Below are 24,026 nucleotides of genomic sequence, written 5' to 3' on the forward strand. Positions count from 1 at the left end.
ACTAGGCGGAGGCTGTGGCGAGGACGCCAGGCCAACCCCAAGGCGAAAGGCGGACTATGACAGTCACAGAAGACTTCCGTGCGGCCCGCGACCGGCTGCTGGAACTGCGCGAGGACTACAAGCTGGCGCACGCAGAATTCCAGTGGCCACGCTTTGAATACTTCAACTTCGCCCTCGACTGGTTCGACCACATCGCTGCAGATGAGGCAAGGGGTTCCAAGCCGGCATTGGTGATCGTGGAACAGGACGGCAGTTCAACACGGCGCACCTACCGCGACCTGTCGGAGCGGTCCTCCCAGGTCGCCAACTGGCTTCGGAGCCAAGGCGTCAAGCGCGGCGACCATATGATCATCATGCTCGGCAACCAGGAGGAACTCTGGGAACTCATGTTGGCCGGCATCAAGCTGGGCATCGTCATGATTCCCACCACCACCCTCATGGGCGCCCGCGACCTTCAGGACCGGGTGGAGCGCGGCAGGGCGGCTTGGGTCGCCGTCGGAAGCGCCAACATCGGCAAGTTCGATTCCGTGCAGGGTGATTACACCCGGATAGAGGTCGGCGCGGAAGGCAGCAACGGGCAGGCCAAACAGTACGCTGACTCGTACGACGCCGACACCGGCTTCACGCCCGACGCCCCCACCCGCGCCGATGAAACGCTGCTCCTCTACTTCACCTCCGGCACCACCTCGCGGGCCAAGCTGGTGGAGCACACCCACACCTCTTACCCGGTGGGCCACCTGTCCACCATGTACTGGATCGGCCTTGAACCCGGCGATGTCCACCTCAACGTCGCATCCCCAGGCTGGGCCAAGCACGCCTGGTCCAATGTCTTCACGCCATGGATTGCCGAGGCCTGCGTCTTCATCTACAACTACGACCGCTTCGACGCTGCCGCCCTCATGAACCAGATGGGCCGCGAGGGCGTCACGAGTTTCTGCGCTCCGCCAACTGTCTGGCGGATGCTCATCCAAGCCGACCTCACGCAGCTCACCAGCCCGCCCAGCAAGGTGGTTTCGGCCGGCGAGCCCCTGAACGCCGAGGTAATCGGCCAGGTGGAAAAGGCCTGGGGCGTGACCATCCGCGACGGTTTCGGCCAAACGGAGTCCACGGTCCAAATCGCCAATACGCCCACCCAAGCGGTAAAGATCGGTTCGATGGGACGGCCATTGCCCGGCTACGACGTGGTGCTGGTTGACCCGGTCACCGGGCAGGAAGCCGACGACGGCGAACTCTGCTTGCGCTTGGACCCCCGGCCCGTGGGACTCATGAAAAGCTACTTCGGCGACGAAGCGAAAACCGCCGAAGCCTTCCGTGACGGCTACTACCACACCGGCGACATGGCCAGCCGGGACACGGACGGCGTCATCACCTACGTCGGCCGGGACGATGACGTCTTCAAGTCCTCCGACTACCGTCTGTCCCCTTTCGAACTCGAAAGCGTCCTGATCGAGCACCCCGCAGTGGCGGAGGCCGCCGTCGTGCCTTCACCTGACGCGGTAAAGCTGTCAGTACCGAAGGCTTTTGTGGTCCTGGCGGCCGGCTACGAACCCGGTCCCGGCGTCGCAGAGGACATCCTCCGCTACTGCCGCGAGCATCTGGCCCCGTTCAAGCGCATCCGACGACTCGAATTCGGTGAGCTGCCCAAAACAATCTCGGGCAAGATCCGCCGTGTGGAGCTGCGCGGGACGGAAGTGGCCCGGCATGGCGACGGTCCGCTGCCGGCAGGTTTGGGCGTGGAGTACACCGAGGAAGAGTTCCCGAATCTGAAAGACTAGCCAACCAAGCAACCGAAGGAGGCCTATGGGCACCCCACTCCCCCGCGATCCCATTGCCGATGCCCAGCGCAACTGGGAACGGCATGGTTGGGGCGATGTCGCCGCGCCCATGGCAGCCATCACCGCGATCATGCGGACCCAGCAAATCCTGCTGGCACGCATCGAGACGGTCCTCAAGCCCTTCGGGCTGACCTTCGCGCGCTACGAGCTGCTGGCGCTGCTCAGTTTCGCCCGGAGCGGCGCGCTGCCCATGAACAAAGCCAGCGCGCTCCTGCAGGTCCACCCGACGTCGGTGACCAACGCCGTCGACCGTCTCGAAAAGGCCGCCCTGGTGGCCCGTTCACCGCACCCGACCGACGGCCGCACCACACTGATCGAGCTCACCGCAGATGGCCGCAGCCTGGCGAAGAAGGCGACGGCGGCGCTGAACGCCGAAGTTTTCGGCAAGTCCGGTTTCGGGGACGACGACGTCGATCACCTCATCCGCGTCCTGGGCACCTTCCGCAGGGATGCCGGGGATTTCACGGACGAGTGACCTGATCGGGTCAGGGCAACGCAATTCCGGTGTGGTGCTCAAGCTTCTGAAGGAGCACGTACTGGAACCCGGGATCGGCAGCAGCCCGGTGAGCCTTTTGGACTTGGCGGTGGTACCAGTACGCCCCTGATCGCGGCTTGATGCTCTCTGCCTCAGCCGTGGCAAGCCACTCCTGCGTTTGATGTCCCTCCACAAGACTGTCCGGCGCTCCGGAGCCGCCCATTCTGGTGGGAACCCACCCCGGATCCACGGCGTGCGCCATCAATTCCGGGTACTTGGTGGAGAGGGCCATCGCCAGTGAAGTCACATAGAGCTTGCTGTCCGCGTAAGAACTGCCTCGAAGCGCGGGCCGCCCGAAGTCCAGGGCATTGATGTCAGCAGACCCGGACAAGTGCATCGAACTGCTAAGGAAGATCGACCGGCTGGGTGGGGTCATGAGAGCCGTAAGAACGTACGGGGCAACCACGTTGACGGCCAAGACATCCGGACCACGCAGGACCCCGGCGTTGTGAATGACGGCATCGAAGCGGCCTAGATCGTTGGCAGCTTTGGCGAGATGGACCGTCTCGTCCAGGCTTCCTAGATCGCCAAACAGGACGTGTTCCACGCGCCCACGAATGTTCTGTCGGGACAGACGGTCCGGGTTTCGGGCGTGGAGCACTATACGGTGCCCCGCCGCGGCGAGCGCGTTCACGGTTTCCAGCCCGAGCCCGGACGAAGCGCCGGTGACGAGGAGGAGTGACATGGTTACCTGTCCTTGAGTCGGGGGTCTACCACGAATAGGCTTGCGGGGCTTCGCCCGGGCCGGGCCATATCCGGTCGAGCCTTTCCAGTGTTCCAGCGTCCAACGCCACTGACACCGCGCCGAGGTCCTCCCGGAGCTCCTCTACCGTCCGGGGCCCACAATGGCGGCGGTGACTACCGGGTTCTGTAGCAGCCAGGCGATGGCCACCTCCGTTGGCTTAGCTCCAATTTCGTGGCACAGGTCTTCGTAGGCTTGAAGTTGACCACGCCGGGCCTCGAGATCCGGGTGGGCCTGTCCGTTGCCCTTTGCGACGGAAGCGAGTGCGCCTGTCAGCAGGCCTGCGCTCAGCGGGCTGTACGGGAGGAGCCCTATACCCAAGGCGCGCAGGGCAGGAATGAGTTCCATTTCCACTGTCCGTTGGGTGAGGTTGTAGAGGCTCTGCTCTGAGCTCAAGCCCATGAAGTGCCGGGCTGAGGCAGCGGATTGGGCAAGGGCGATGTCCCAGCCGGCAAAGTTGCTGCTGCCGACGTAGCTGATCTTGCCGTCACGGACCAATTGCTCCATTGCCTGCCAGATCTCTTCCCATGGGGTGCTCCGATCAACATGGTGCATCTGATAGAGGTCGATGTGATCGGTCTGGAGGCGTCGCAGGCTCGCTTCGCAGGCCCGGCGTATGTGGTACGCCGAGAGGCGCCTATCGTTGGGGCCCAGTCCCATCGGCTGGTAAACCTTGCTCGCCAACACAATGCGGTCACGGTGACCGGTCCGCTGCAGCCACCGGCCGATGATCTCCTCCGATATCCCGTAGCCCTTGGCCATATCCGGAGTCTGTATGCCCCCGTAAACATCTGCCGTGTCAACGAAGTTGATTCCCGCGTCAATGGCGGTGTCCATGATCGCGCGGCTCGTTTGCTCGTCAGCGGTGTAGCCAAAGTTCATGGTGCCGAGTCCGATCCGGCTGACCTTCAACCCGGTTCTACCCAGGTGCCCGTACGTCATGGTGTGAGTCATGCCGTTCAGCCTAGATGCGTGCCGTGCCGTGAGGGAGTCCCTTGGAGGACCTCCCTTAAGCGGGACTCCCTGGTGCTCTGCAAACCTGATGGTGTGGAGATATGACCACCACACTTTCCACAACCAAGAGCCGCCGGTTGCCAATGGTGACCTATGTTTTGGCTGCGGGTGTGTTCCTGATGGGAACCACCGAGTTCATCGTTGCGGGCATCCTGCCGGACATCGCCGGCGACCTGGGTATCTCCGTTGCCGACGCGGGTCTCATGATCACTGTCTTTGCTGTCGGCATGATCGTTGGCACTCCCACGATGGCGATCCTGACGCTCAGGCTGCCACGCCGCCTGACGCTCAGCCTCGCACTGGTGGTCTTCGCGATGGGTCACCTGATGGCGGCGCTTTCCCCGGACTTCACGATCATTCTCGGTGCGCGTTTCCTCACGGCGTTGGCGACGGGCGCTTTTTGGGCGGTAGCCGCCGTCGTGGGTGCAAAAGCCGCAGGCGCTGCGGCGTCCCGCGCGTTGGGCGTTGTTTTGGGCGGCGGCATGCTCGCCAACGTCGCGGGTGTTCCCCTCGGTGCGTTTGCCGGCCAGGTCATTGGCTGGCGGGGACCGTTTTGGGTGCTCGCAGCCTTGGCGCTGGTAGGTGCGGTTGCGGTCTATCGATTGGTTGCCGCGGATCCGCACTCTGGACACACGCCGTCGGTGCGTGCAGAGCTGGCAAGTTTGCGCGATTCGAGGGTGTGGCTTGTTCTTGGGGGCTGTGCAATCGTCTGCGGATCATCCTTGGCTGCCTACACCTTCATCTCCCCGTTGCTCACGGAGAATACCGGACTTGCCGCAGCCGCGGTTCCCCTGGTGCTGGTGGTTTACGGCGTCGGGGCGTTTATCGGTTCAACCCTGGGTGGCCGCTTCGGCGCCCAGCACCCCTATCCGGCGCTCTTCATCCCGGCAAGCATGACCTTTCTGGTGCTCGGTGCCCTGTTCATGTTCTCCAGCTACGCCTTGGTCACTGTGGTGCTGATCTTCCTGTTGGGTCTCTTCGGCATGGCCACCAATCCAATTCTTATTGGCAAGGCCGTTGGATATGCCGGCCATGCGCCCACTCTGGCTTCGGCGCTCAGCACCTCGGCATTCAACCTGGGCACGGCCATGGGATCGTGGATTGCCGGCTTCGCCCTGGAATCGGCGTTGGGAGCCAGCGGTCCGGTATTGGTGGGCACGGGCATCGCCGCGCTGTACTTCCTGCCCCTCACAGTGCTGATACTGAAGGATCGGAAGCTGCGAAGAAGCCTTCCGTCTTCTCCGCAAAACCTCCACCGACCGCAATCAGAAAATCCGTGACCTCGCTTGAACGTTGGTGGACGGCGTCGGCATCTGCCACAAAAGCCAACACTCGCGGAAAGCCCGGGTGGACGTCATCCACTGAGGGTTGTCAGTTGTCCGCACGGCTCTTTTCAGAGGGGGTCTGAGATCCGTATTCGCTGGCAGCCCACGACGCCAGCAGTTGCAGGCGTTCCGCCGACGGCGACCCAGGCTCTGCCGCGTAGATCGTCAATGTGAGCCCAGGTTCGGCCGCCATCTCCAAGCCCTCATAGGCGAGCGTCATCTCACCGACGATCGGGTGGTTAAACGTCTTGAACCCCGTTCCGTGGTGGCGGACGTTGTGCGCGCCCCAGCGTGTGCGGAAGTCATCGCTGCGGGTGCTGAGTTCGCCAATGAGATCGTGAAGGTCTTTGTTGTGCGGGTCCCTGCCGGCCTCAGTGCGAAGGATGGAAACAGTGACCTCGGCGAAGGCATCCCAGTCGGGGTAAAACCCGTAGGCCCGTTCATCCAGGAACGTGAATCGCGCGATGTTGGGCGGCTGGCCCGGCATGTCGTAGCAGTCCTTGTAGAAAGCCCGGGCCAACGGGTTGACGGCCAAGAGATCCATGCGGCCATTGCGGACGAAGGCGGGGCCGGCCGTAATCGCATCGAGCGCCCACTGCAGGCTCTGGTGCGGCACATAGGACTTTGCGTTCCGGCGCCGGGGTGGTCGCGCGACTGGGCTCGCTGCGTGGGCCAGGTCAAAGAGGTAGGCGCGTTCCGCGTCGTCCAAGCACAATGCCCGTGCCAGACTCTCAAGCACTTGGGGCGATGCACCGCTGATGGCACCGCGCTCCAAACGGGTGTAATACTCAACGCTCAGTCCGGCAAGAGTGGCCACCTCACTGCGCCGCAATCCCTTGACCCGCCGATTGGAGCCAGTTGGCAGTCCAACCTGCTCCGGCGCCACGTGTGCTCGCCGGGAGATCAGGAATTCACGTACTTCGGCCCGATTGTCCATGTCTTCACCATAGGTCCGGACCGGCTGCCGAGGGAGTCCCTCCCAGGACCACCTACGGTCGGGACTCCGGCCGGACACCAGCACGTCATCACGGCCGCAAAACCCAGTACGCTGCTAGGCTCCGATGCTGACACTCCAGGAGGAAACACCGTGGGATTTGCCGAAGAACTCAGGAACCGGTCCGCCGAGCATTGGGACGCCGCCGTCACCCATCCGTTCGTTGACCAACTGCTGGACGGGTCCCTCCCCGATGAGCAGCTGCGCCACTATCTTGTCCAGGATTACCAGTTCTGCGATGCGTTTACCGCCCTCCTCGGCCAGGCCGTGGCCTCGGTGCCGTCGTTGCCCTCACGGCTGGTCTTTGCCCGCGTCTTGGGCGCTTTCGCATCGGATGAGAACACGTACTTCCAGGACTCCTTCGAAGAGCTGGGCGTGCCCGAACGAGAACGACGGTCCCCCGTCCTTGCTGCCACAACCACGGAATTCGATGCGCTCATGCGCGATGCCCTGGCCACCCGGTCCTATCCAAACGTCCTGGCGGTGCTGCTGGTGGCCGAATGGCTTTACGGCGACTGGGCCGGACGCGCCGGAGAACCCGCCACCTGGCCTGCCGAATCCAAGCACGCCGAATGGATCCGCCTTCACAACAATCCCGAGTACAGCGCGTGGGTGAGCTGGCTGCGGGACGAGTTCGACGCCGTCGAGCCTTCAGAGCCGCAGGAGCGTCAGCGGGTTGCCGCCGTCTTCGCCGAGGCGGTACGGCTGGAGCGGGCGTTCTTCGACGCCGCACTTGCCCCGGCTGCTCTTCGCTAAGCGGCTTCCGGACGGTGCAACTGAGTTCCACCAGGCCTTGCTTCTTCAGGGAAGTCCGCTGCTTCATCGGAGCCCCGGCAGCCCTCGGGAGTCCCCGCCGGATCCATCCAGTGCCAGCTCTCGGGGCAGTCGTCGTTGTCGCAAAATTGCCAGGTCATGGGTCCCTCGTCGTCGCATGTTCTTGTGTCCTCTAAGGAAGAGGCTCGAACAACCGGGAAGTGACGAAGGAAGGACCGTGAGCTGCGCCCTATTTATCCGGCCGAGGTAAAGGCGAAGATCAGCGCCGACCCCAATGACAGGATCCCGATGCCGTAGCCCACAACCAAAGCGCCGATGGCGAACGCACGTCCGCGTTCGCTGCGTTGCTGGATCTGGTTCAAGGCAACGTGCCCTGCCCCAACGACGAACACAGCGATGACTGCCATGCCGGCGAAGAACAGGCCGACGATCGCGAGCACGGCCATGGCTGCGGCCACGATGGCCTGGCGGTTGACCGGCTGCAAAGACGTATCAGCTGGCACGGTGTGAACGATCTCCGTTGACATGTTCTCTCCCCATTCGTAAGTGCCACGAGTCTATCCACGCGGCACCCAAATCCCGGGCTGCCCCGCCTGTGGCGTCCGAGGACGTTGCCGGCCCGCTACTCCGTGGTTGGCCAACGACGGAGCAGCGGGCCGGCGACGGGGAGTCGCGGGTTACCGGTGCTTGAATTCCGGCTGGCGCTTCTCACTGAACGCGGCCATGCCTTCCTTCTGGTCCTCGGTGGCGAACAGCGAGTGGAACACCCTGCGTTCGAACACGACTCCCTGAGCCAGGCCCATCTCGAAGGCCGCATTGACCGCTTCTTTGGCAACCATCGCAGCTGGCTTCGATTTGGATGCGATGGCTTCGGCTGCCTTCAGGGCTTCGTTCACCACCTCCGCTGCGGGCACGACACGCGAGACCAGCCCGGAACGTTCGGCTTCCTCCGCATCCATGAAACGGCCGGTCAGGACCATATCCATGGCCTTGGCTTTGCCCACGGCGCGTGTCAGCCGCTGCGAGCCACCCATGCCGGGGATTACTCCCAGGTTGATTTCCGGCTGGCCGAACTTGGCATTGTCTCCGGCGATGATGAAGTCGGCCATCATGGCCAGCTCGCATCCCCCGCCCAGGGCAAACCCGGATACAGCGGCGATGACCGGGATCCGCAGCCGTGTGAGGTCCTCCCAGTGCCGGAACCAGTCTGCGGCATACATCTCCATGTAGCTCTTGGAGGACATTTCCTTGATGTCCGCACCCGCGGCAAAGGCCTTCGCGGAACCCGTGATCACCACAGCTCCAACGTCCGGATCAGTGTCCATCGCGGTCACGGCGTCCACGAGTTCATTCATGAGTGCGGTGCTCAGTGCATTCAGCGCAGCGGGCCGGTTCAGTGTTACCAAACCAACCCTGCCGCGCCGTTCCACCACAATGTTCTGGTACTGCTCCGTCATGCTCTCCCTCTCATGGAAACCCTCAAGTACACGGCAAAACCCTCATGTGCGCCGCCTAAACTTTCACACGGATTTGTCGCGGATTTCCGTGATAATGCCGGAGAAATCCCGGCCTGCACCGTCACCGGCAGCAAAGGCATCGTAGATCCGTGACGCCAACGGCCCCATTTCCGCTGCGACCCCCGTGCTTTCCAGGGCATTCAGGGCCAGGCGCAGGTCCTTGGCCATGAGGGCTCCGGCGAATCCTGGCTGGTAGTCGCGGTTGGCAGGGCTGGTGGGCACCGGACCTGGTACGGGGCAGTTGGTGGTCAGCGCCCAGCACTGCCCGGATGCGTTGGATGCGACATCAAACAATGCCTGGTGCGTGAGTCCAAGCTTCTCGCCAAGGACGAAGGCCTCGGCGACGGCGATCATGGACACTCCCAGGATCATGTTGTTGCAGACTTTCGCTGCCTGTCCTGCACCGTGGTCGCCGCAGTGGACAATCCTCTTGCCCATGAGCTCAAGGATGGGCTTCACGGTGTCAAAGTCCTCCGGCAGGGCGCCCACCATAAACGTCAAAGTTCCGGCTTCGGCCCCCACCACGCCGCCGGAAACCGGGGCGTCAACGGAGCGATGGCCGCCTTCCACGGCAAGGGCAGCAGCCTCACGGGCCTCGTCCACGTTGATGGTGGAGCAGTCCAGGAACAGGGTGTCCGGCTTCACAACAGACAGCAGCCCGGGCCCGTCAACACCACGGTACGCATCAAGGACATGCTTGCCGCTGGGAAGCATGGTCAACACTACGGCCGCTTCCGCTGCGGCCTCGTGCGCCGTGGAGGCCATCGGAATACCGTGCGCCAACGCTGCCTCGACGGCCGCAGGAACGGGGTCGTAGCCAATCACCTCATGTCCGGCCTTGATGAGGTTGGCCGCCATCGGCCCGCCCATGTGCCCCAGGCCGAGGAAAGCGATGAGGCCCGTCGCCCGGGCCTGGATATCTGACGTGCCTGCGTTCTCTGTCATGTCGTCTCCTTCGACTGGCTGCTGAGTCTGGTGAGCCCCAACTCGCGTTCGCCGAGCGGCGCAAAGTAGCCCTCGACGTCGGACGCCTGAACCTCGGCGAGCGTCGCCGGCTTCCACTGCGGATTGCGGTCCTTGTCCACCACTTGCGCACGGATGCCCTCGCGGAAGTCGGGCCCGGCCAGGCACCGCAGCCCCACGCGGTACTCCTGCTCCAAGGCTTCCTCGAGTGACATCCCCCGCACGCGTCGGAGCGATTCCAGCGCCACTTTCACCGACGTGGGCGACTTCGCCTCGATGGTGTCGGCGGCGGCAACGGCGTCGGTCCCCGCAGAGCGCAGGCTCCGCACGATTTCCTCGGCATCGTCATGTGCGTAGGCGGCGTCGATCCACTCCCGCTGCGCCGCCAGTGCCGATTCCGGCGGCACTTGGGCGAAGCGCTCGACGGCGGCCTCCGCCGTCGAGCTTTCCAGCGCTTCTTCAAGCGCGGGGAGGCTTTCGGACGGCACAAAGTGGTCCGCGAGTCCGAGGAACAGGGCGTCGGCACCGGACAGGTGGGCGCCTGTCAGCGCCGCATGGGTTCCGCTCTCCCCCGGCGAGCGTGACAGCAGCAGCGTGCCGCCGACGTCGGGCACGAACCCAATGGTGGTTTCGGGCATGCCGGTGCGGGTCCGTTCGGTGACGACACGCACGGAACCGTGCGCCGAGACACCCACTCCACCACCGAGTACCAACCCGTCCATGAACGCGACATAGGGCTTGGGGTAGTGCGAGATCAGCGCGTTGAGCCGGTATTCGTCGGCCCAGAATTCTGCTGTTTCCGTCCCACCGTGGAGCATGTCCTTGTAAATGGCCACGATGTCGCCGCCGGCGCACAGCCCGCGGTCACCGGCGCCACGCACCAAAACCGTGGCGACGGCGTCGTCGTCGACCCAGTCGGTCAGCTGCCGGAGCATGGCCTTCACCATGCCGGCATTCAACGCATTGACTGCCTTCGGGCGGTTGAGCGTGACGATGCCAAGGTGTCCGCGGCGTTCGAATACAACCTCTTCTTCTACCTGTGTGTCCCCCATCAGCTGCCTGCCGGCATCACGAAGCTGGCGCCCTGGCGGATGCCGGAGGGCCACCGCGACGTCACGGTCTTGGTCTTGGTGTAGAAGCGGAAAGCGTCGGCGCCGTGCTGGTTGAGGTCGCCGAAGCCGGAAGCCTTCCAGCCGCCGAAGGTGTAGTAGGCAATGGGCACGGGAATGGGGACGTTGATGCCCACCATGCCCACCTCGACGCGGCTGGCGAAGTCGCGCGCGGAGTCGCCGTCGCGGGTGAAAATTGCGACGCCGTTACCGAACTCGTGCTCGCTGCAGAGCCTGAGCGCTTCGTCATAGTCAGCCGCCCGCAGCACGCTGAGAACGGGCCCGAAGATCTCTTCCTTGTAGATCTTCATGTCCTTGGTGACGTTGTCGAAGAGCGTGGGACCAACCCAGAAACCGCCGTCGTAGCCGTCCACCGTAAGGCCGCGACCATCGGTGACCAAGGTGGCGCCCTCGTCCACGCCGGACTGGATGTAGCCTTCAATCCTCTCCTTCGCGGACGCAGCCACCACGGGCCCGAAGTCCGAGTCCTTGTCCAGGCTGTGGCCAACCTTCAGGTCCTTCACGCGCTCAGTCAATTTGGCCACCAACGCATCGGCGGTTTCCTGCCCAACCGGCACCGCAACGGAGATCGCCATGCAGCGTTCGCCTGCGGAACCGTACCCGGCACCGATCAGTGCGTCGGCTGCCATGTCCAGGTCGGCGTCGGGCATGATCACCATGTGGTTCTTGGCCCCGCCGAAGCACTGTGCCCGCTTGCCGTGCGCCGCGGCCGTGGCGTAGATGTACTGGGCGATCGGCGTGGAGCCCACGAAGCCGATTGCCTTCACGCGCGGATCCTCGAGCAGCGCATCTACGGCTTCCTTGTCGCCGTTGATCACGTTGAACACGCCGTTGGGCACGCCTGCTTCGCTGTACAGTTCGGCCAGGCGCAGGGGGACGGAAGGATCGCGCTCGGAGGGCTTAAGGATGAAAGCATTACCGGCTGCGAGCGCCGGGCCGGACTTCCATAGCGGGATCATGGCCGGGAAGTTGAACGGCGTGATGCCCGCGACGACGCCCAGGGGCTGGCGGAGCGAGTGGACATCGATCCCTTGGCCGGCGTTGTCCGAGAACTCGCCTTTGAGCAGATGCGGCGCACCTGCCGAGAACTCCACGACCTCGATGCCGCGCTGGATATCACCCTTGGCGTCCGCGAACGTCTTGCCGTGCTCGGAGGACAGGAGCTTGGCGAGCTCATCCATGTTTTCGTTGACCAGGTCCACGAACTTGAGCAGGATGCGTCCCCGGCGTTGCGGGTTCATGGCCGCCCATTCGAGCTGGCCCTTCTCGGCATTTGCGACGGCGTCGCGGACCTCGTCAGCGCTGGCCAGCGGGAGCCGGGCCTGGACTTCGCCCGTGCAGGGATCGTAGACATCGCTGAACCGGCCGGACTTCCCGTCGATCCTCTGGCCGTCTACGTAGTGTGAAAGCTCGCGCACCATGGTGGAATGCTCCTTTGCATCGTGAATGACTGCCGTGCCGCCGGGTCTGGGACCTAGGCGGGGAACACGTGACCAACTGTGATCCAGGTCATCTCTGAACCCGAATATACTCGGACTTCCTACTAATTTCCAGAGGGCCGTTTTCCGGGCGTGGCCGCCCCTAGTGGACTTCCTTCATGCCTTTGTAGGCCTCCAGCGCTTCCGCCCGGGTGGTCTTGAGATCCACGATCCCATCCGGATAGTCCGGCGTGCCGAACTCGGGAATCCAGTGGGCGATGTACTTCCCCTGGGGATCAAACTTGACGCGTTGGGCCTCCGGGTTGAAGATCCGGAAGAACGGGGAAGCGTCCGCTCCGGAGCCGGCCACCCACTGCCAGTTGGCGGGGTTCGACGCCGGGTCGGCATCCACCAGGGTGTCCCAGAACCACTGCTCCCCCAGTTGCCAATGGATGCCAAGGTTCTTCACCAGGAAGCTGGCAGCAACCATCCGGACCCTGTTGTGCATCCAGCCGGTGTGCCACAGCTGCCTCTGCCCGGCGTCAACCATGGGGAAACCGGTACGGCCCTTCTGCCAGGCGCGGAACTCCTCAGGGGCCGACTCGTGGCCCGGGTGTTTGCCGCCGCTGCCGTTGGAGCCGGGCCAGGCCCAAGGGAAGCGGTCAAATTCGGTGCGCAGGTTGGCCGTGGCCAGGTGTGGATTGTGGAAGTACTGGTGCCAGCAGAACTCCCGCCACCCCAACTCAGACGCGTAGATCGAAGCACTTTCGGAGCGCCGGGAGCCCAGCGCGTGCCACACCTGGAAGGGGCTCAGCTCACCCCAGCGCAGATACGGTGACAGGCAGCTGCTGCCATCGGTATCGGGACGGTTGCGGCCCTCGCTGTAGTTGGAAAGTCCCTTGTCCACGAATGCCGCCAAGCGCTTGTGCCCGGCGGCGGCCCCGGGCGTCCACATCTCCGCCAGCCCTCCGGCCCAGTCGGGCTTTTTGGGCAGCAAGGACCACGATTCGAGGTCATCGTAGGCCGGCAGCTCGCCGCCGAAGCCATGGCCCTTCTGGGGAACAGCCAGGGGCTCACGGAATTCCTGCGCGGAAATCGTCCGCCAAAACGGTGTGAAGACCTTGTACTGGCCACCGGTCTTAGTGGTGACCTCCCACGGCTCGTGGAGCAGCGAGGCCTGGAAACTTGAGACGTGCAGTCCGGCCTCGCCCGCCCACGACTTGATGCCGGCGTCGACTGTTCGCTCGGCGGAACCGTAACGGCGGTTCCAGTACAACGCGCCGGCACCTATCGCCGTCGTCGTCTTCCGGACCACCTCGCCGGCCGGTCCGCGGCGCAGCAGCAAAGGAATGCCAAGGGCGGCAAGGTCCTCCTTGAGCGCTGTGAGCGAGTGATGCAGCCACCACCTCGCGGCACCACCGTGGGGGCGGATGCCGGGCGATTCTTCGTCGAGGACGTACAGCGCAACGGCTTCACCGTCGTCGACGGCGGCACGTAACGCCGGGTTGTCGGCCACACGGAGATCGTCACGGAACCAAACGACGGAAGGCTTCACATCTTTCCTCTCAGTGGGCGACCGGAAAATGGGAACAGCCCATGCCCCTATCAAATCCTAGGGGCATGGGCTGTTCGAGCTGTTGAGGCGGGGTCAGGCGATGGAAGCGACGGCTTCCTGCTCAATGACTTCCTGCACGGGAATGTCGGTGGCGGTTTCGGTCCACATAGGTACGGAGTTGACCACGTAGTCACGTGCTGCTGCGCCAACCATGCTCATACCCGGGTAAACCCGCTGCCCGTTTTCCTTGACCTGCTTCAATCCTTCAAGGGCAACGGCTGTCTTGAATGCGGAGTCGGGAATGGGGACTTTGCGGCCGAGAACGCACCAACTGATGTACAGGCCGTAGAGTGTGTCAAAGTCCAGGCCCTTCTCAGTGTCGTCCTCGAACACCACGGAGTCGCGCAAGAATTGGCTAATTTGGGTGTCGGTCATTTCTTTGGGGCCTCTTCTTAGAGAAGTAAGGGCCGCCGGGCTGCATCAGCGAATGTCCTATTTGCCTACTATAGCCCTCTTCCGGCTGCCCGGAAGAGGAAAGCAGATTAACTCTTGGCGTCGGGCATCCTCTGAGGGGTCATCATCGGAGCCACGAACTTGGAACGGTCAGGCATCAATCACCAAGTCCGATTGTGCAGTGGAGCAGCAGGGCAGGAACTTGCCGGCATCGATTTCCCTTTTCCGGATACCGCCCTGGTGGTTCATCTCGATGTCGCCCGAGAGCTTGACCACCTTGCAGGAACCACACATGCCTTCCTTGCAATTCGCGCCGATCCTGACACCTGCGCGCTGGGCCACCTCAAGGATGTGCTCGGTCGGGTCGATCCGCACGTTGATGCCCGTGCGCATGAAGGACAACGTGAGGCTTCCCGTTCCAACCGTGTCAAAGCTCGAAGCATCAGGTGTTGCAGCCTCGGGCGCGGCACCTGCGGCGGAACCGCCGTCGTCCGCTCCGGAAGCCGCGTCCCCGGCGTCGAGGGTTTCCAGGGTGAGCCCGGACGCTTCCATCGTGCCGTCGGCATCGTATCCGGGCTCGTAGAGACCGAAGGCAGCCGGCTGGCTCTCAAAGTAGTCCTCGGCCGAATCGGCGATCTCATCCGCGATTTCCTCGGCAATGTCAGCCGCAATCGCCAGCTCTGCCTGGTACTCGAGGAGTGTCTGGCGGTCGCCGGTAAAGAATTCCATGTAAATGGACGTGTCATCGACGCCCACCTTGTTCAGGAGCTCCGTGGCTGTATTCAGGTAACCCTCCGGACCGCAGGCGTACACCTGCCTGCCGTTGGCATCAGGGGCCACCTGGTCCAGCATGGCCGCCGTCAGCCTCCCGGTGAAGCCTTCCCAGCCGTCGGGCTTGCTGCGGTCGCCCAGGGAGTAGAAAACCCGGATCCGCGAGTCCACGGAGGCGATATAGGCCAGCTCCCGGTGGAAGGCGAAGCCGCCAGCTTCCGCCCCGTGGTAAAGGACAACGACGTCGGCATGGCCGGGCAGCGAATGGATGGTCCGCACCATGGACATGATCGGCGTGATGCCTGCGCCGGCGGCCAGCAGCAGGTAACGGGCGCGTCGGTCGGCGTCGGGCAGGTGGAAGGCTCCCACGGGACCGAGCATCTCCAGCACTGTGCCGGGCCTGACGTTTTCATGCACCCACGGCGAAACCAGTCCACCGGCGTCGCGCTTGACGCTGATGCTGAAGGTCCAGGGCTCGGTGGGGGAACTGGACAGCGAGTAACTGCGGTCCACCGGATCCTGGTCCTCGCCGTTCACTGGGAACGCGACGTTGACGTACTGCCCGGCGCGGAATGCCAAGGGCGCACCATCGCAGCGTCGGAAGACGAAGGTCATGAGTCCGCCCGCTTCAGGAACGGTCTCCACGCATTCAGCCATGAACTCCTGCGGATGCCACGGACCCAGCGCACGGGCGGCACGGGCTGGCGCCTCAGCACTTCCCATCACCCTGTTCCACGGCATCTCAAGGCCGCGGATGCGCTGTGGCTCCTGGATGGCCGTCTCAGTAAGGAGTTCCATCACGCCAGGTGCTCCTGGACCCGCTGTACGTACCAGTTGATGAAGGCCTCAACCTGGTACTCGCTCTTCATGTACGGGCCGGGCTCATACGCGGGGCTGCCGGCGCCCGTCTGGCAGAGCTCCACGAACGCCTTGTCCTGCAGGTTCGTCTGCTTCCAGGTGTAGGTCAGTTTGTCCAGGTCATAATCCACGCCTTCCACGGCGTCATCCGCTACCAGCCAGGTGGTGCGGACCAGGGACTGGTGTTCGTTGATCGGGAAGACGCCGAACGTGATCACGTGGTCGCCCAGGAAGTGGAACCAGCTGTTGGGCTGCAGGTGCATCGAGCAGCGGCCGAGCCGGAAGTCCGGAAGGTCGCCGAGCAGCTTCTTGGAGAGCCGGCGGCCGTCGGCGGAGAACGATTCGCCCTCGCCGTCCAGGGATTCGCGGGAGATGCGGATACCGGCGATACGCGTGTCCAACTCTTCGACCACTTCATAGGGAAGGCCGTAGCGGCGGCAGCGCTCTTCCAGCGAGGACTGTGCTTCCTTGTTGCGGTCCCACACTTCCTCGAGGTGGGCCGGGATCAGGCCCTCAGTGAGGCCCCAGGTGGGGAACAGTGAGCACGCGAGTTCCGGGTGGCCGTCGCAGTGGTAGCACTCACGGTTGTTCTCCATGACGAGCTTCCAGTTGCCCTCTTCGATGATGTTCTGCTGGTAGGCAATCTTCGTCTTGGACAGATCGTGGGGCGCCAGGTAGGGCTCGAAGATCTTGGCGGTCTCGTCAAAGTCGGTGGGCGGTTCGTCGGCGATGCAAACAAAGATGAGTCCGGCCACTTCACGGCTGTGGGCGCGCTTGAGGGCGAAACAGTTCTTGTCGAACTTGGCCTCGCCCGGGGCCGATGCGTGGATCAGGTTGCCCTCGGGCGAGTAGGTCCAGGAGTGGTAGCCGCACACCAGGTTTCCGGTAGAGCCGGTGGACTCGGTCAGGACGCGGGCGCCGCGGTGGCGGCACACGTTGTGCAGGACGTTGACGCCGCCGTCGTCGTTGCGCAGGACGATCAGGGAGTAGGGGCCGTAATCCACCGTGATGTAGTCGCCGGGCTCCGGCAGTTCGGCAACGCTACCGGCAAAGATCCAGTGCTGCCCGAAGATGGCTTCCATGTCGATCTTGAAGATCGTGGAGTCCGTGTAGAAGGGGGCGTCCAGGGAGTACCCCGGGCGGCGGAACTCGAACAGCTCCGAAATTTCAGCGAGCTGCTCGGCGGGCAAGGTGGAAACGAGTTTCCCGCGTGATTTGAGGGGTGAGTTCACTGGAGCAGTCATGGGTTTCCTCCCGGGAGGCTAAATAAGTACGTGTTTGGGGATGCCGCCGGTGCTTCTTTGCGCCGGGCGTTGTCGAAGTCTTCGTAGTACGAGATTAGGGACCATCGACCTGCAACAAAAGCGCAATATTTAGGAGATAACTCTGCACATTCGGTGCATGATGGGTGCATGATCGATCCACGGCTGATAACCCTCCGGGTTTTTGCCCGCTGCGGCACAGTTGGGGCCACCGCGGAACTCACCGGCTACTCTCCCTCCGCGGTTTCCGCCCAGCTGCGCGAGCTCCAGCGCATGCTGGGGATGCAACTGCTCACCAAGGACGGCAGGGGCGTGCGCCTGACGGCCACCGGCCGCTTCCTCGTCTCCGGCTCGGACACCCTGATCGCGGATTGGGAGAACCTGCGGGCCGCTGCCATGAAGGCCGGCGACCAGGTCCAGTCCCACTTTGGCCTCGGCGGATTTTCGACGGCGGCAGCCCAGTTGCTCGCGCCGCTGGCCGCAACGCTGCGCTCAACACGGCCCCTCCTGGAGGTGCAGGTACTGGAGGCCAACCCCTCACGCTGCTTCGACCTGCTGGTGGCGGAGCGGATCGACCTCGCGGTCATTGTTGCCATGCAGTCCGACAACTACGGCGAGGACGATCCCCGCTTCGAGCAAACGGTCCTGCTTGACGATCCCCTGGACGTGATCATTCCGGCAGACCACCCGTTGGCGGCCCGAGCAACGGTGACCCTGGAAGAACTGGCATCGGAGCCCTGGATCACCGAGGCGGCCGGCTCCACGTACCACTCACTGTTCACTGCGGCTTTCACGGCGGTCGGAGTGACACCACGGATCGCCCATGAGGCCGTTGAATGGGAGACCCAGATCGCGTTCGTGGGTGCGGGGCTGGGCGTCGGTCTTTTGCCCCGCCTGGCGCCGCTGCACGGTGCCGAAAATGTGGTCCGGCTACGCATCTCCGGGAAGGGAAAGCCCGCACGCCGCATCGTCGCTGCGGTGCGAAGGGGAAGCATGGGCTCGCCCCTGATCAAGGAGTCGCTGGACATCCTCCAGAGGACGGCGCAGCGCATCCTCACAACCCGGCCCGAGGATGAGGCCTAAGCCGCGAACAATGCCTGACGGACGGCGCGCTCGAATCCATTGACGTGGACCCTGGCGAGCTCGGCAGCTTCATCTTCCTTGCCGTCGATCACGGCTTTCAGGAGATCCAAATGCTCGCGGACGTGATGTTCGAGATCCGGCAAGCGGTCCAGCACCATGCACCAGATGCGCGTCGCCAGATTGTCATAACGGATCAGGATGTCTTCCAGGTGCGGGTTCGCAGCCGCCGCGTAGATGCCCTGGTGGACGCTTGCGTCGAGCCGTAACGTCTCCACTACCGAGGCGGCGCTGACATCAAAATCCTCCACAGCCCGCATCACGCTGCGTAGTTGGTCCCGGGTGGCAGCCGACGCGACGCGCGCCGCCCGGGCTGCGGCAAGGGGCTCCAGCTGTGCCCGGATTTCGGAGATGAAAGCAAGATCGGTTACCTCCACACGGGTGGCGAATGTTCCGCGCCGCGGGTAGGTAATCACCAGGCGGTCCAGTTCCAAGCGCTTCAGGGCTTCCCGAACAGGAGTGCGCCCGGCTTCCAGTTCCTTGGCGAGTTGCTCATCGTTGAGGATGTCCCCGGGTTTGATTTCGAGCATCAGGAGTCGATCACGCAGCCGTTCATAGGCCACATCAGCCAGCGATTTCCTGGTGGCGTCGCCGATGCTTGCAAGAGTTCCAGTTGCCAACGCGCCAACTCCTTTTTCAAGAACGGGAAATCTATTGACCTGCCTTGGACACCAGTATACGCTGATTTCCAATCCTAATATATCAGTTCATGTCCCAAGAATATATCTAGGCAAACATCCCAGGAGGACCCATGACCCTCGTAGCTTCAGACCCCCACCTCAGCACTTTTCCGGCTGAACGCGGCCAGCTCAATGACGAGCAGGCGCAGAAGTTCGTACTCACACTGTCGTGCGTCGAACAGCCCGGCATCGTGCAGGCAGTCACCACCTTCCTCTTCGACCGGGGCTTCAACATCGAAGAACACCAGCAGTTCGACGATAGCCTGCGCCAGACCCTGCACCTCCGCACGGCCTTCTCCGGCGCCAAGACCTTCACACCGGAACAGCTTGAGGACGAGTTCCGCTCCATCGCGGACCGTTTCGACATGAAGTTCAGCTTCCACGGCGAAACCAAGCAGCGGGTCCTGGTGATGGTCTCCAAGTTTGGCCACTGCCTCAACGACCTCATCTTCCGCTGGCGCGGAGGCAGCCTTGGCGGCGAGCTGGTGGCAGTTGTCTCCAACCACGAGACGCACCGCGCCATGGCCGAGGCAGCTGGCCTGCCTTTCATCCACGTTCCCGTCACCGCGGACACCAAGGCTGAAGCGGAGCAGAGGCTCCTGGACCTGGTGGACGAATACGAGGCCGACCTCGTGGTCCTGGCCCGCTACATGCAGGTCCTCTCCGACGATCTGTGCCGCAAGCTCGAAGGGCGTGCGATCAACATCCACCACTCCTTCCTGCCCGGCTTCAAGGGTGCCCGCCCCTACCACCAGGCCTATGACCGCGGAGTGAAGCAGGTGGGTGCAACAGCCCACTACGTCACTGCGGAACTGGACGAGGGCCCCATCATCGAGCAGGAAGTCATCCGCGTGGACCACAGCTACGGTCCCAATGCGCTCGCCACCGTGGGCCAGGATGCCGAAGCCCTTGCGCTTTCCCGTGCCGTCCGCTGGCACTGCGAACACCGGGTCCTCCTGGACCAGACCAGCACTGTCGTCTTCCGCTAACCACCACGCCCCAGCCCCAGCCCCACGAACTTCAGCAGGAGAATTTTCCATGGCAACCACGCCTCGCATTGTCATCATCGGAGCCGGGATCGTCGGCACCAACCTCGCCGACGAGCTCGTCACCCGTGGTTGGAACAACATCACCGTCCTGGACCAGGGACCACTGAACATGCCCGGTGGCTCCACCTCGCACGCGCCGGGCCTGGTGTTCCAAACAAACCCCTCCAAGTCCATGGCTCTCTTCGCCAAGTACACGGTGGAAAAGCTCCTGTCCCTCACGGAGGACGGCCAAAGCTGCTTCAACCAGGTGGGCGGGCTCGAAGTTGCCACCACCGAAACACGCTTGGCGGACCTCAAGCGCAAGCTCGGCTATGCGCAGGCTTGGGGCATCGACGGCAAGATCCTCTCCCGTGAAGAGTGCAAGGAGCTGTACCCGCTCATCAACGAGGAAGACATCCTTGGTGGACTCCACGTACCCACCGACGGCCTGGCCTTGGCTGCCCGCGCTGTCCAGCTGCTCATCAAGCGCACCGAAGCCGCCGGCGTGAAGTACATCGGCAACACCGAGGTGACCGGAATCGAGCAGTCCAACCGCCGCGTGACCGGCGTCGAAACTGCCGACGGCGTGATCCCGGCTGACATTGTGGTGTCCTGCGCCGGTTTCTGGGGCGCCAAGGTGGGCGAGCTGATCGGCATGTCCGTTCCGCTCCTGCCGCTGGCCCACCAGTACGTCAAGACCACGCCGGTCCCTGCACAGAAGGGCAAGAACGAGCTCCCCAACGGAGCCCGGCTGCCCATTCTGCGCCACCAGGACCAGGACCTTTACTACCGCGAACACGGCGAGCGCTACGGCATCGGGTCCTACGCGCACCGCCCCATGCCCGTGGACCTGGACGAACTCGGCAGCTATGAGCCGAGCAGCATCAGCGAACACAACATGCCTTCGCGTCTGGACTTCACCCTGGAAGACTTCCTTCCCGCTTGGGAGGCAACCAAGCAGATCCTCCCGGCCCTGCGCGAAAGCGAAATCGAGGACGGCTTCAACGGCATCTTCTCCTTCACCCCTGACGGCGGCTCCCTGGTGGGCGAGTCCAAGGAAGTGGACGGTTTCTTCGTTGCCGAGGCCGTGTGGGTCACGCACTCCGCCGGCATCGCCCGCGCGGTGGCAGAGCTCCTGGTTGACGGAAAGTCCAAGATCGATCTTGGCGATTGCGACATCCACCGCTTCGAAGAAGTGCAGCTCACGCCGGAGTACGTCAGCGAAACGTCCCAGCAGAACTTCGTGGAAATCTACGATGTCCTGCACCCGCTCCAGCCCAAGCTCTCCCCCCGCAACCTCCGCGTCAGCCCCTTCCACGCCCGCCAGAAGCAGCTTGGTGGCTTCTTCCTGGAAGGCGCCGGCTGGGAACGCCCCTACTGGTTCGAGGCAAACGCCGAACTGCTCAAGGAAATGCCGGACGAGTGGCAGCCGCCTGCCCGTGATGCCTGGTCCGGGATGTTCAGCTCCCCCATCGCTGCGGCGGAGGCGTGGAAGACACGCACCGCTGTTGCCATGTACGACATGACGCCCCTGAAGCGCCTGGAAGTGTCGGGCCCCGGAGCCCTGAAGCTGCTGCAGGAACTGACCACCGGCGACCTCGCCAAGAAGCCCGGCGCCGTCACCTACACCCTGCTCCTGGATGAAGCCGGCGGCATCCGAAGCGACATCACTGTTGCCCGCCTGGATGAGGAGACGTTCCAGCTGGGCGCCAACGGCAACATCGACACCGCCTACTTTGAGCGCGCGGCCCGCCACCAGACGGCCAGCGGGAGTGCCAGCGACTGGGTCCAGGTCCGTGACACCACCGGCGGCACCTGCTGCATCGGCCTGTGGGGGCCCCTTGCCCGCGACCTCATCAGCACCGTCAGCAGCGACGACTTCACCAATGACGGGCTGAAGTACTTCCGTGCCAAGAAGGTCACCATCGGCGGCGTTACCGTCACCGCCATGCGTTTGTCCTACGTTGGCGAACTCGGCTGGGAGCTCTACACCAGCGCGGACAACGGCCAGCGGCTGTGGGACGCGTTGTGGAAGGCCGGCCAGCCGTTCGGCGTCATCGCGGCGGGCCGCGCAGCTTTCAGCTCCCTGCGACTGGAAAAGGGCTACCGTTCCTGGGGCACGGACATGACCACCGAGCACGACCCCTTCGAAGCCGGCCTCGGTTTCGCAGTGAAGATGACCAAAGAGAACTTCATCGGCAAGGCAGCCCTGGAAGGACGCACGGAGGAAGGCTCTGCCCGCCGCTTGCGCTGCTTGACCGTCGACGACGGCAGGAGCCTCGTGCTGGGCAAGGAACCGGTGTTCTACAAGGACCAGGCGGTGGGTTACGTGACCAGCGCAGCCTTCGGCTACACGGTCCGCAAGCCGATCGCCTACGCCTACCTGCCTGCGGCCGTCTCGCTGGGAGACTCGGTGGAGATCGAATACTTCGGCCGCCGCATCCAGGCGACCGTCACCGAGGATCCGCTGTACGACCCCACCATGAGCCGGCTCCGCGGCTAGTACACGTCCCATGATCAGCTCAGAAACCATTCAGGACTACCTCGCCAGGCTCGCCGCCCGCCAGCCCACACCGGGCGGCGGGGCGGCGGCCGCGCTGCACGCAGCCCAGGGGGCGGCCCTGGTTGCCATGGTGGCCAGGTACACCACGGGGGCCAAGTTCGAACAGCACGCCGAGCTCGTCGAGCGGGTCACCGCCGCAGCCGACCACTTGGCAGAAGAGGCCCTGCGCCTTGCCGACGCCGATGAACACGCCTTCCAGGCGGTCATCGACTCCTACAAACTCCCGTCGGACACGGATGAACTGAAGGCCGCACGCAAGGCAGCCATCCAGGACGCCCTGGTGCAGGCCGCCCAAACCCCTGCGCAGCTCATCAGGGTCGCCGGCGACGTAGTGGAACTCGCCAGCGACCTCCTGGACGCGGCGAACCCCAACGTCATCAGCGATGTTGCCGCAGCAGCGGATGCAGCCCGCGCCGCAGCCACGACAGCACGCGTCAACATCGACATCAACGTGGTGGCCATCAAGCACCCCGCCGCCCGCGCCCAGCTGGCCCGGGAGACCGACGGGCTTGAAGACAAAGTGGTCCTGACGGCCGATTCCCTGGTCAAGCGCGTCCGCGAAAGGATTCTCTCGTGAGCACCAATGTGCTTTCCGGCAAGAAACTGGCCACACTCATCCGGCAAAAGGCCCAGGAACAGGCGCAGGTCCTGGAAAACAGCGGGCGCCATCCTGTCCTGGCCGTGGTTGTGGCCACGGACGACGAATCAACGCTCTGGTACGTACGGTCCATTGAACGCGCGGCTGAACGGCTGGGCATTGGATGCAGGATTATCGATCTTGGGCCAGAAGCCACCGAAGGTGTCCTGGCCAGCGTCCTGCAGGACCTCAGCGCAGAACCGTCGGTCAATGGAATCATCCTGCAAACGCCGCTCCCGGCGGGAGTGAAAGCTGATGCCCTGATAGGGCTCATCACTCCCGAAAAGGACATCGACGGCGCCAATCCCCTCAGTCTCGGCCGCCTCGCCGTCGGCCAACCCGCCTTCGCCCCCGCAACGGCGCAGGCCGTGGTTGAACTCCTGGAACACTTCCAGGTGCCCATCGCGGGCCGGAACGTGGCCGTCGTCGGGCGTTCCGCGGTGGTGGGCAAGCCGCTGGCGCTGCTGCTGTTGGAGCGGGACGCCACCGTCACCGTCTGCCATTCCAAGTCGGGGCCGCTGGAACGCTACACCCAGCCGGCCGACGTCGTGGTTGTTGCCGCCGGACGGGCCGGACTGCTGAAAGGCAGCCACCTCTCGCCGGAGACGGTAGTGGTCGACGTCGGAACCAACGTCCTGCCCGACGGCTCGCTGGTGGGGGACGTTGATGAAGCGAGCGTCACCGGCGTGGCAGCTGGGCTGACGCCCGTTCCCGGCGGCGTTGGTTCCGTCACCACCGCGCTGTTGCTCCTGCATACCGTTGAGGCCGCAGGGCAGCAGGAACCCGCCCAGCTGGCCGCCGCGACCTCTGCTGCCCGGACCTGAAGGGAAAC

22 protein-coding genes and 1 pseudogene are annotated in these 24,026 nt (G+C 63.9%); 10 read left to right on the plus strand and 13 right to left on the minus strand.

Annotation, left to right across the window (positions count from 1 at the left end):
• Positions 1 to 56 precede the first annotated feature (56 nt).
• Positions 57 to 1,775: an AMP-binding protein gene (locus tag LRQ04_RS16135; RefSeq protein ID WP_235521385.1), complete on the plus strand. Its 1,719-nt coding sequence runs from the start codon at positions 57 to 59 to the stop codon at positions 1,773 to 1,775.
• 25 nt (positions 1,776 to 1,800) lie between these two features.
• Positions 1,801 to 2,310 (plus strand): MarR family winged helix-turn-helix transcriptional regulator, encoded by a 510-nt coding sequence (locus LRQ04_RS16140; protein ID WP_235521386.1) that lies wholly within the window; start codon positions 1,801 to 1,803, stop codon positions 2,308 to 2,310.
• Between the two features lie 10 nt (positions 2,311 to 2,320).
• Here the strand turns inward: LRQ04_RS16140 and LRQ04_RS16145 are convergent, their stop codons facing one another.
• Positions 2,321 to 3,055 (minus strand): SDR family NAD(P)-dependent oxidoreductase, encoded by a 735-nt coding sequence (locus tag LRQ04_RS16145; protein WP_235521387.1) that lies wholly within the window; start codon positions 3,053 to 3,055, stop codon positions 2,321 to 2,323.
• Positions 3,056 to 3,196: 141 nt separating this feature from the next.
• On the minus strand, positions 3,197 to 4,066 hold the full coding sequence (locus LRQ04_RS16150) for an aldo/keto reductase (RefSeq protein WP_308194957.1): 870 nt from the start codon (positions 4,064 to 4,066) through the stop codon (positions 3,197 to 3,199).
• 143 nt (positions 4,067 to 4,209) lie between these two features.
• Here LRQ04_RS16150 and LRQ04_RS16155 point away from each other — a divergent pair.
• Both LRQ04_RS16155 and LRQ04_RS20780 read left to right on the plus strand, forming a co-directional pair.
• Positions 4,210 to 5,346 (plus strand): annotated as a pseudogene (locus LRQ04_RS16155) (MFS transporter); the annotation flags it as partial.
• Positions 5,336 to 5,416, plus strand: coding sequence for an ANTAR domain-containing protein (locus LRQ04_RS20780; protein WP_374198964.1), 81 nt, complete (start codon positions 5,336 to 5,338; stop codon positions 5,414 to 5,416). The pseudogene LRQ04_RS16155 and the gene LRQ04_RS20780, both read left to right, overlap by 11 nt.
• Before the next feature lie 81 nt (positions 5,417 to 5,497).
• Here the strand turns inward: LRQ04_RS20780 and LRQ04_RS16160 are convergent, their stop codons facing one another.
• On the minus strand, positions 5,498 to 6,388 hold the full coding sequence (locus tag LRQ04_RS16160; protein ID WP_235521389.1) for a helix-turn-helix transcriptional regulator: 891 nt from the start codon (positions 6,386 to 6,388) through the stop codon (positions 5,498 to 5,500).
• A gap of 150 nt (positions 6,389 to 6,538) precedes the next feature.
• Between LRQ04_RS16160 and LRQ04_RS16165 the strand changes: the two genes are divergently transcribed.
• A complete protein-coding gene (locus LRQ04_RS16165; protein ID WP_235521390.1) occupies positions 6,539 to 7,201 on the plus strand; it encodes a TenA family protein in 663 nt (220 codons plus the stop codon).
• 251 nt (positions 7,202 to 7,452) lie between these two features.
• Here LRQ04_RS16165 and LRQ04_RS16170 read toward each other — a convergent pair whose 3' ends face one another.
• The 9 genes from LRQ04_RS16170 to LRQ04_RS16210 form a co-directional block, all read right to left on the minus strand.
• Positions 7,453 to 7,746 carry a DUF4190 domain-containing protein gene (locus LRQ04_RS16170; protein WP_235521391.1) on the minus strand — a complete coding sequence of 98 codons (294 nt, stop codon included), beginning with the start codon at positions 7,744 to 7,746 and terminating at the stop codon, positions 7,453 to 7,455.
• 150 nt (positions 7,747 to 7,896) lie between these two features.
• Positions 7,897 to 8,676, minus strand: coding sequence for an enoyl-CoA hydratase (locus LRQ04_RS16175; protein ID WP_235521392.1), 780 nt, complete (start codon positions 8,674 to 8,676; stop codon positions 7,897 to 7,899).
• Between the two features lie 63 nt (positions 8,677 to 8,739).
• On the minus strand, positions 8,740 to 9,681 hold the full coding sequence (mmsB, locus tag LRQ04_RS16180; RefSeq protein ID WP_235521393.1) for a 3-hydroxyisobutyrate dehydrogenase: 942 nt from the start codon (positions 9,679 to 9,681) through the stop codon (positions 8,740 to 8,742).
• Positions 9,678 to 10,751, minus strand: coding sequence for an enoyl-CoA hydratase/isomerase family protein (locus LRQ04_RS16185; protein ID WP_235521394.1), 1,074 nt, complete (start codon positions 10,749 to 10,751; stop codon positions 9,678 to 9,680). The genes mmsB and LRQ04_RS16185 overlap by 4 nt, the downstream gene beginning before the upstream one ends.
• On the minus strand, positions 10,751 to 12,250 hold the full coding sequence (locus LRQ04_RS16190; RefSeq protein WP_235521395.1) for a CoA-acylating methylmalonate-semialdehyde dehydrogenase: 1,500 nt from the start codon (positions 12,248 to 12,250) through the stop codon (positions 10,751 to 10,753). The genes LRQ04_RS16185 and LRQ04_RS16190 overlap by 1 nt, the downstream gene beginning before the upstream one ends.
• 160 nt (positions 12,251 to 12,410) lie before the next feature.
• Positions 12,411 to 13,802 carry a deoxyribodipyrimidine photo-lyase gene (locus LRQ04_RS16195; RefSeq protein WP_235521396.1) on the minus strand — a complete coding sequence of 464 codons (1,392 nt, stop codon included), beginning with the start codon at positions 13,800 to 13,802 and terminating at the stop codon, positions 12,411 to 12,413.
• 93 nt (positions 13,803 to 13,895) lie between these two features.
• Entirely contained in the window at positions 13,896 to 14,237 is a 342-nt protein-coding gene (locus tag LRQ04_RS16200; RefSeq protein WP_235521397.1) for a hypothetical protein, read from the minus strand.
• A gap of 168 nt (positions 14,238 to 14,405) precedes the next feature.
• Positions 14,406 to 15,827, minus strand: a complete 1,422-nt coding sequence (locus tag LRQ04_RS16205; RefSeq protein ID WP_235521398.1) for a ferredoxin reductase — start codon at positions 15,825 to 15,827, stop codon at positions 14,406 to 14,408.
• Positions 15,824 to 17,128 carry an SRPBCC family protein gene (locus LRQ04_RS16210; RefSeq protein WP_235521399.1) on the minus strand — a complete coding sequence of 435 codons (1,305 nt, stop codon included), beginning with the start codon at positions 17,126 to 17,128 and terminating at the stop codon, positions 15,824 to 15,826. Before LRQ04_RS16210 ends, LRQ04_RS16205 begins: the two co-directional genes overlap by 4 nt.
• Before the next feature lie 168 nt (positions 17,129 to 17,296).
• Between LRQ04_RS16210 and LRQ04_RS16215 the strand changes: the two genes are divergently transcribed.
• Positions 17,297 to 18,229, plus strand: a complete 933-nt coding sequence (locus LRQ04_RS16215; RefSeq protein WP_235521400.1) for a LysR family transcriptional regulator — start codon at positions 17,297 to 17,299, stop codon at positions 18,227 to 18,229.
• On the opposite strand, the gene LRQ04_RS16220 is transcribed toward LRQ04_RS16215, so the two are convergent.
• On the minus strand, positions 18,226 to 18,906 hold the full coding sequence (locus LRQ04_RS16220; protein ID WP_235521401.1) for a GntR family transcriptional regulator: 681 nt from the start codon (positions 18,904 to 18,906) through the stop codon (positions 18,226 to 18,228). The two genes, LRQ04_RS16215 and LRQ04_RS16220, sit on opposite strands and share 4 nt — an antisense overlap.
• Before the next feature lie 131 nt (positions 18,907 to 19,037).
• On the opposite strand from LRQ04_RS16220, the gene purU reads away from it, so the two are divergent.
• From purU to LRQ04_RS16240, 4 genes are read left to right on the plus strand one after another with little or no spacing between them, the layout of a single operon-like run.
• Positions 19,038 to 19,955, plus strand: coding sequence for a formyltetrahydrofolate deformylase (purU, locus tag LRQ04_RS16225; RefSeq protein ID WP_235521402.1), 918 nt, complete (start codon positions 19,038 to 19,040; stop codon positions 19,953 to 19,955).
• A 49-nt stretch (positions 19,956 to 20,004) separates the two neighbouring features.
• Positions 20,005 to 22,497: an FAD-dependent oxidoreductase gene (locus tag LRQ04_RS16230; protein ID WP_235521403.1), complete on the plus strand. Its 2,493-nt coding sequence runs from the start codon at positions 20,005 to 20,007 to the stop codon at positions 22,495 to 22,497.
• 10 nt (positions 22,498 to 22,507) lie between these two features.
• Positions 22,508 to 23,134 carry a cyclodeaminase/cyclohydrolase family protein gene (locus LRQ04_RS16235; RefSeq protein WP_235521404.1) on the plus strand — a complete coding sequence of 209 codons (627 nt, stop codon included), beginning with the start codon at positions 22,508 to 22,510 and terminating at the stop codon, positions 23,132 to 23,134.
• Positions 23,131 to 24,018 carry a bifunctional 5,10-methylenetetrahydrofolate dehydrogenase/5,10-methenyltetrahydrofolate cyclohydrolase gene (locus LRQ04_RS16240; RefSeq protein ID WP_235521405.1) on the plus strand — a complete coding sequence of 296 codons (888 nt, stop codon included), beginning with the start codon at positions 23,131 to 23,133 and terminating at the stop codon, positions 24,016 to 24,018. Before LRQ04_RS16235 ends, LRQ04_RS16240 begins: the two co-directional genes overlap by 4 nt.
• The last annotated feature ends 8 nt before the right edge of the window (positions 24,019 to 24,026 follow it).

This window comes from Paenarthrobacter sp. AR 02, assembly GCF_021538675.1.
Taxonomy (GTDB): domain Bacteria; phylum Actinomycetota; class Actinomycetes; order Actinomycetales; family Micrococcaceae; genus Arthrobacter.